7 protein-coding genes are annotated in these 6,756 nt (G+C 61.8%); 4 read left to right on the plus strand and 3 right to left on the minus strand.

From position 1 onward, the window contains the following. From mreD to mreB, 3 genes are all read right to left on the minus strand, one after another. The coding region (gene mreD, locus GSM73_RS18140) for a rod shape-determining protein MreD (RefSeq protein WP_256676947.1) at positions 1-310 on the minus strand (310 nt) is incomplete at its 3' end. After that, positions 310-1,383 carry a rod shape-determining protein MreC gene (mreC, locus tag GSM73_RS18145; RefSeq protein ID WP_080962907.1) on the minus strand — a complete coding sequence of 358 codons (1,074 nt, stop codon included), beginning with the start codon at positions 1,381-1,383 and terminating at the stop codon, positions 310-312. The genes mreC and mreD, both read right to left, overlap by 1 nt. Before the next feature lie 142 nt (positions 1,384-1,525). Beyond that, complete coding sequence (gene mreB, locus GSM73_RS18150; RefSeq protein ID WP_002555108.1) at positions 1,526-2,563, minus strand: rod shape-determining protein MreB; 1,038 nt, start codon at positions 2,561-2,563, stop codon at positions 1,526-1,528. Between the two features lie 294 nt (positions 2,564-2,857). Here mreB and gatC point away from each other — a divergent pair, with 294 nt between their 5' ends. The 4 genes from gatC (at position 2,858) to GSM73_RS18170 (ending at position 6,641) form a co-directional block, all read left to right on the plus strand. After that, on the plus strand, positions 2,858-3,145 hold the full coding sequence (gene gatC, locus GSM73_RS18155) for an Asp-tRNA(Asn)/Glu-tRNA(Gln) amidotransferase subunit GatC (protein ID WP_047228681.1): 288 nt from the start codon (positions 2,858-2,860) through the stop codon (positions 3,143-3,145). Positions 3,146-3,161: 16 nt separating this feature from the next. After that, positions 3,162-4,613 (plus strand): Asp-tRNA(Asn)/Glu-tRNA(Gln) amidotransferase subunit GatA, encoded by a 1,452-nt coding sequence (gatA, locus tag GSM73_RS18160; RefSeq protein WP_107321878.1) that lies wholly within the window; start codon positions 3,162-3,164, stop codon positions 4,611-4,613. A gap of 10 nt (positions 4,614-4,623) precedes the next feature. Beyond that, entirely contained in the window at positions 4,624-6,069 is a 1,446-nt protein-coding gene (gatB, locus tag GSM73_RS18165; protein ID WP_047228683.1) for an Asp-tRNA(Asn)/Glu-tRNA(Gln) amidotransferase subunit GatB, read from the plus strand. Between the two features lie 194 nt (positions 6,070-6,263). Continuing rightward, positions 6,264-6,641, plus strand: coding sequence for a septal ring lytic transglycosylase RlpA family protein (locus GSM73_RS18170; protein ID WP_047228684.1), 378 nt, complete (start codon positions 6,264-6,266; stop codon positions 6,639-6,641). Positions 6,642-6,756: the final 115 nt, after the last annotated feature.

Raw genomic sequence — 6,756 nt, forward strand, 5'->3', positions numbered from 1 at the left:
ACTGCTGCCACATGGGGAACATCCGCAGGCGTTGTTGCAGCGATAGCACCAGGAACGTGATCAGCGTCAGGATCAGCGCGTTCTGCCCCAGCAACGTGCCATAAAGCACGTCTTCGGCCAGCCCCAGGCACCAGGCGGTGACCATGCCGACCTTGTGCGGCAGCGCCAGCGCCCAGAATGCCAGCAGCAGCGCCAGCCACAGCGGGCGCAGGATTTCCATGAATTGTGGCAGCGGCGAAACGCTGAGCAACAGGCCGATGGCGAACGTCAGCCAGACCATCCAGCCGTTACCGGAATGTGTACTGCTCATTATTCTCGTGCTCCCCTGGTGGCTGGCGCGGTGGCCGGCGTGGAGACAGGCGGTTTGGCCGCGGGCCTTGCGGGTTGAGTCGCCGGGGCTTGGGTGGCCGGCGTTGGCGCCGGGGTCGTTGCAGCCGGGGCAGGTGCCGGTGTTGTGCCCGGGACTGTAGCCGGGATAACCGGGGTCGCGGTCGAGTCGATGTTCTGCCGGTCCTCGGCCTCCTGGGCCACGGCGGCGTCGTTGGCGCGCTCTTCCGGGGTGCGGTTGTCGCTGAATACCAGCAGCAGGTATCGGCTGCGATTCAGCGCAGCCGTTGGCACCGCACGCACGATAGCGAACGGCTGACCTGAGTCGTGTATAACCTCCTTGACCGTCGCCACCGGATACCCGGCCGGGAATCGCTGACCGAGACCGGAACTGACCAGCAGGTCGCCTTCCTTGATGTCGGCGGTGTCTGCGACGTGCCGCAGCTCCAGGCGCTCCGGATTACCGGTGCCACTGGCAATCGCCCGCAAGCCGTTGCGGTTGACCTGCACGGGAATGCTGTGGGTGGTATCGGTCAGCAACAGCACGCGAGAGGTGTAGGGCATCAACTCCACCACCTGCCCCATCAGGCCGCGAGCATCGAGTACCGGCTGGCCGAGGACAACACCGTCGCGCTCACCCTTGTTGATGATGATGCGATGGGTAAAGGGGTTGGGGTCCATGCCGATCAACTCGGCCACTTCGACCTTCTCGTTGACCAGCGCCGAGGAATTGAGCAGCTCGCGCAGCCGCACGTTTTGCTCGGTGAGGGCCGCCAGCTTCTGCATGCGTCCCTGCAACAGCAGGTTCTCGGTCTTGAGTTTTTCGTTTTCGGCCACCAGCTCGGTCCGGCTGCCAAACTGGCTGGCAACACCCTGCCACAAGCGCTGCGGCAAATCGGTGATCCAGTAGGATTCCATCAATACCAGCGACATCTGGCTGCGCACTGGCTTGAGCAGCGTGAAACGGGCATCGACCACCATCAGCGCGACCGACAGCACGGTCAGCACCAGCAGGCGCACACCCAATGAGGGGCCTTTGGCGAAAAGCGGTTTAATAAGCCGCTCCTCCCAGGCAAATGTTTTCTTTATTCATACGGCATCAAACCGGCCTGGATACGAATGACAGAAGATAAACGTCAACGGGCAGCACTGCAAAGTGCTGCCCGGGGAGCGAACAACATAGACCATCCAGGCGGGCTTATTCGCTGGAGAGCAGATCCATGGTGTGCTTGTCCATCATTTCCAATGCACGGCCACCGCCGCGGGCAACGCAAGTCAGCGGGTCTTCGGCAACGATCACCGGCAAGCCGGTTTCCTGAGCCAGCAGCTTGTCGAGGTCACGCAACAGCGCGCCACCACCGGTCAGCACCAGGCCGCGCTCGGCGATGTCCGACGCCAGTTCCGGCGGCGACTGCTCCAGAGCACTCTTGACCGCCTGCACGATGGTCGCCAGCGACTCTTGCAGTGCTTCGAGCACTTCGTTGGAGTTGAGGGTGAAGGCACGTGGAACGCCTTCAGCCAGGTTACGGCCGCGAACGTCGACTTCACGTACTTCGCCGCCCGGATAGGCCGTGCCGATTTCCTGCTTGATGCGCTCGGCGGTGGATTCGCCGATCAGGCTGCCGTAGTTGCGGCGCACGTAGGTGATGATCGCTTCGTCGAAACGGTCGCCGCCCACACGTACGGACTCGGCGTAGACCACACCGTTGAGGGAGATCAAGGCGATTTCAGTGGTACCACCACCGATATCGACGACCATCGAACCACGGGCCTCTTCGACCGGCAGGCCGGCACCGATGGCAGCGGCCATCGGTTCTTCGATCAGGAACACTTCACGGGCACCGGCGCCAAGGGCCGACTCACGGATGGCACGACGCTCCACCTGGGTGGACTTGCAGGGCACGCAGATCAGCACGCGAGGGCTGGGCTGCAGGAAACTGTTTTCGTGAACTTTGTTGATGAAGTACTGCAGCATCTTTTCGCAGACGCTGAAGTCGGCGATCACGCCGTCCTTCATGGGGCGAATGGCTGCAATGTTGCCCGGCGTACGGCCCAGCATGCGCTTGGCTTCGGTACCGACAGCCACGACACTCTTCTGGTTACCGTGGGTGCGGATGGCCACGACCGAGGGTTCATTCAGGACGATACCGCGCTCGCGCACGTAAATAAGGGTGTTGGCAGTGCCCAGGTCAATGGAAAGATCGCTGGAAAACATGCCACGCAGTTTCTTGAACATGGGAAAGGGACCCTAGGCAACGCGTGGGTAAAAAAGTGCGGCAAACTCTAACAACGACAGGGATTTTGGGCAAGGCGCCAATATGTTAAATTGGCCGCTTTTCTGTGCACCAAACCCCGAAATCGCGGCCAATGCCCTGTTTCGCAGATACGTTCCTTTGTTGACGACAATAGAGGCCGTCAAAAAGGAACAGTATTTGTGATACAGGGCACTGGACCGTAGAAATGCGGTAGTGTTCCGACAATCTAACACACGGACAGATTGCGTCCGTTTTGTTTTCCACTGGAGAATCCCATGGCGCTTGAACGCTCCGACGTGGAAAAAATCGCTCACCTGGCCTGTCTGGGCCTCGATGAAGCCGATCTTCCACACATTACTTCTGCCCTGAACAGCATTCTGGGGCTGGTCGACGAGATGCAGGCGGTCAACACCGACGGCATCGAACCCCTGGCCCACCCACTGGAAGCCAGCCAGCGCCTGCGCGCCGACGTCGTGACCGAGTCCAATCACCGCGAGGCCTACCAGTCCATCGCACCAGCGGTCGAAAACGGCCTGTACCTGGTTCCGAAAGTCATCGACTAAAGGGAAAGAGCCTCTCATGCATCACATGACCCTGGCCGAGATCGCCCGCGGACTCGCCGATAAAAAGTTTTCTTCCGAAGAGCTGACCCAGGCCCTGCTGGCGCGCATCGCCCAGCTCGACCCGCAGCTCAACAGCTTCATCAGCCTCACCGAAGAACTGGCCCTGAGCCAGGCCAAGGCCGCCGACGCCCGTCGCGCCAACGGTGAGAGCGGCGCCCTGCTCGGCGCACCGATTGCCCACAAGGATCTGTTCTGCACCCAGGGCATCCGCACCAGTTGCGGCTCGAAGATGCTCGACAACTTCAAGGCCCCGTACGATGCCACCGTGGTCGCCAAACTGGCCGCAGCCGGCGCCGTGACCCTGGGCAAGACCAACATGGACGAATTCGCCATGGGTTCGGCCAACGAGTCGAGCTACTACGGCGCAGTGAAAAACCCGTGGAACCTGGAACACGTACCGGGTGGCTCGTCCGGTGGTTCCGCCGCCGCCGTGGCCGCGCGCCTGCTGCCGGCCGCCACCGCCACCGACACTGGCGGTTCGATTCGCCAGCCGGCGGCGTTTACCAACCTCACGGGCCTCAAGCCGACCTATGGCCGCGTATCGCGCTGGGGCATGATCGCCTACGCCTCCAGCCTCGACCAGGGCGGTCCGCTGGCCCGCACCGCCGAAGACTGCGCGATCCTGCTGCAAGGCATGGCTGGCTTCGATCCGAACGACTCCACCAGCATCGATGAACCGGTGCCGGACTACAGCGCCAGCCTCAACGGCTCGTTGCAGGGCCTGCGCATCGGCGTGCCGAAGGAATATTTCAGCGCCGGCCTGGACCCGCGCATCGCCGAGCTGACCCACAACAGCATCAAGGAACTGGAGAAGCTCGGCGCGGTGATCAAGCCAATCAGCCTGCCGAACATGCAGCACGCGATTCCGGCGTACTACGTGATCGCCCCGGCGGAAGCGTCCTCGAACCTGTCGCGTTTCGACGGCGTGCGCTTCGGCTATCGCTGCGAAAATCCGGACAACCTGATGGACCTGTACAAGCGCTCCCGTGGCGAAGGCTTCGGCGCCGAAGTGCAGCGCCGGATCATGGTCGGTGCCTACGCGCTGTCCGCCGGCTACTACGATGCCTACTACCTCAAGGCGCAGAAAATCCGTCGCCTGGTGAAGAACGACTTCATGGCCGCCTTCAACGAGGTCGACATCATCCTTGGCCCAACCACGCCGAACCCGGCCTGGAAACTCGGCGCCAAGAGCAGCGACCCGGTCGCTGAGTACCTGGAAGACGTCTACACCATCACCGCCAACCTCGCCGGCCTGCCGGGCCTGTCCATGCCGGCCGGTTTCGTCGATGGCCTGCCGGTGGGCGTGCAGTTGCTCGCACCGTACTTCCAGGAAGGCCGCCTGCTCAATGTGGCTCACCAGTATCAGTTGAACACTGACTGGCACACCCGCACCCCAACCGGCTTCTGAGGAGAAACACATGCAATGGGAAGTCGTGATCGGGCTGGAGATTCATACCCAGCTCACCACCCGGTCGAAAATCTTTTCCGGTAGCTCCACCACGTTCGGCTCCGAGCCCAACACCCAGGCCAGCCTGGTCGACCTGGGCATGCCCGGCGTGCTGCCGGTGCTCAACGCCGAAGCCGTGCGCATGGCGGTGATGTTCGGTCTGGCGATTGACGCCGAGATTGGCCAGCACAACGTATTCGCCCGCAAGAACTACTTCTATCCGGACCTGCCCAAGGGCTACCAGATCAGCCAGATGGAATTGCCGATTGTCGGCAAGGGCCACCTGGACATCGCCCTGGAAGACGGTACGGTCAAGCGCGTGGGCATCACCCGTGCGCACCTGGAAGAAGACGCCGGCAAGAGCCTGCACGAAGAATTCAACGGCGCCACCGGCATCGACCTGAACCGTGCCGGCACGCCGTTGCTGGAAATCGTCTCTGAACCGGACATGCGCAGTGCCAAGGAAGCCGTAGCCTACGTCAAGGCGATCCACGCACTGGTGCGCTACCTGGGCATTTGCGACGGCAACATGGCCGAAGGCTCGCTGCGTTGCGACTGCAACGTGTCGATCCGCCCCAAGGGCCAGGTTGAATTCGGCACCCGCTGCGAGATCAAGAACGTCAACTCGTTCCGTTTCATCGAGAAGGCGATCAACAGCGAGATCCAGCGCCAGATCGAACTGATCGAGGACGGCGGCAAGGTCATCCAGCAGACTCGCCTGTACGACCCGAACAAGGACGAAACCCGTCCGATGCGCAGTAAAGAGGAAGCCAACGACTACCGTTACTTCCCCGACCCGGATCTGCTGCCGGTGGTGATCGAGGACTCGTTCCTCAATGACGTGCGTGCCACCTTGCCGGAACTGCCACCCCAGAAACGCGAGCGCTTCCAGGCGCAGTTCGGGCTGTCGAGCTATGACGCCAACGTCCTGGCCACCAGCCGCGAACAGGCCGATTACTTCGAAAAAGTCGTGAGCATCGGCGGCGACGCCAAGCTGGCGGCCAACTGGGTGATGGTGGAATTGGGCAGTCTGCTGAACAAGCAGGGCCTGGAGATCGACCAGTCGCCGGTATCGGCCGAGCAACTGGGCGGCATGCTGTTGCGGATCAAGGACAACACCATTTCCGGCAAGATCGCCAAAATGGTCTTCGAAGCCATGGCCAATGGTGAAGGCAGCGCTGATGAGATCATTGAGAAGCGCGGCTTGAAGCAAGTCACCGACACCGGTGCGATCAGCGCCGTACTCGATGAAATGCTCGCGGCCAACGCCGAGCAAGTCGAGCAATACCGTGCGGCAGACGAAGCCAAGCGCGGCAAGATGTTCGGTTTCTTCGTCGGCCAGGCCATGAAAGCCTCCAAGGGCAAGGCCAACCCGCAACAGGTCAACGAACTGCTTAAAAGCAAGCTCGAGGGCTGATGACCATGGAGCCAGATTTCAAGCCTGGCTCCACTCTCCCTTGTGGGAGAGATCCTGTGGGAGCAAAGCTTGCTCGCGATGAAGACACCTTGATCCATCAGTGGACTGCGTTATCGTTCGTCGCGAGCAAGCTTTGCTCCCACAGGCTTTTCTCTCACTGGCCAGCGCCCCTATCTGTAGTTGGAAACCCCTACATGAAGCGTCTCCTCGGCGCCTGCGCCCTGCTGTCCCTGTTGGCCGGTTGCGCCAGCCAGAGCGGGACGGTCGATCCACACGGCTATGACCAGACCGGCGTCGCCTCTTATTACGGTGCCAGGCACCATGGCAAGCGCACCGCCAGCGGCGAGCGCTTCAACCAGCATGGCTTGACCGCCGCCCATCGCCGGTTGCCGTTCGGCACACGGGTGAAAGTCACCAACCTGAAAAACAACGACAGTGTCGTGGTCCGCATCAACGACCGTGGCCCCTACACTCGTGGCCGCCTGATCGATGTATCCCGCGCTGCCGCCGAGCAACTGGGCATGCTACGCAGCGGCACCGCACGGGTGCGTGTGCAAGCCCTCGACAATTGATAGACGGAGCCCGGACATTTCCCTACTCAATGCCATCCCGCTGCTGAGCCTGATCGAACTGTTCGGTGGCCTGCTGTTGTTGATCGCCGGGGCCGAGCTGCTGGTGCGCGCCGCC

It is taken from the genome of Pseudomonas sp. PICF6 (assembly GCF_009831705.1).
Lineage (GTDB): Bacteria > Pseudomonadota > Gammaproteobacteria > Pseudomonadales > Pseudomonadaceae > Aquipseudomonas > Aquipseudomonas rhizophila.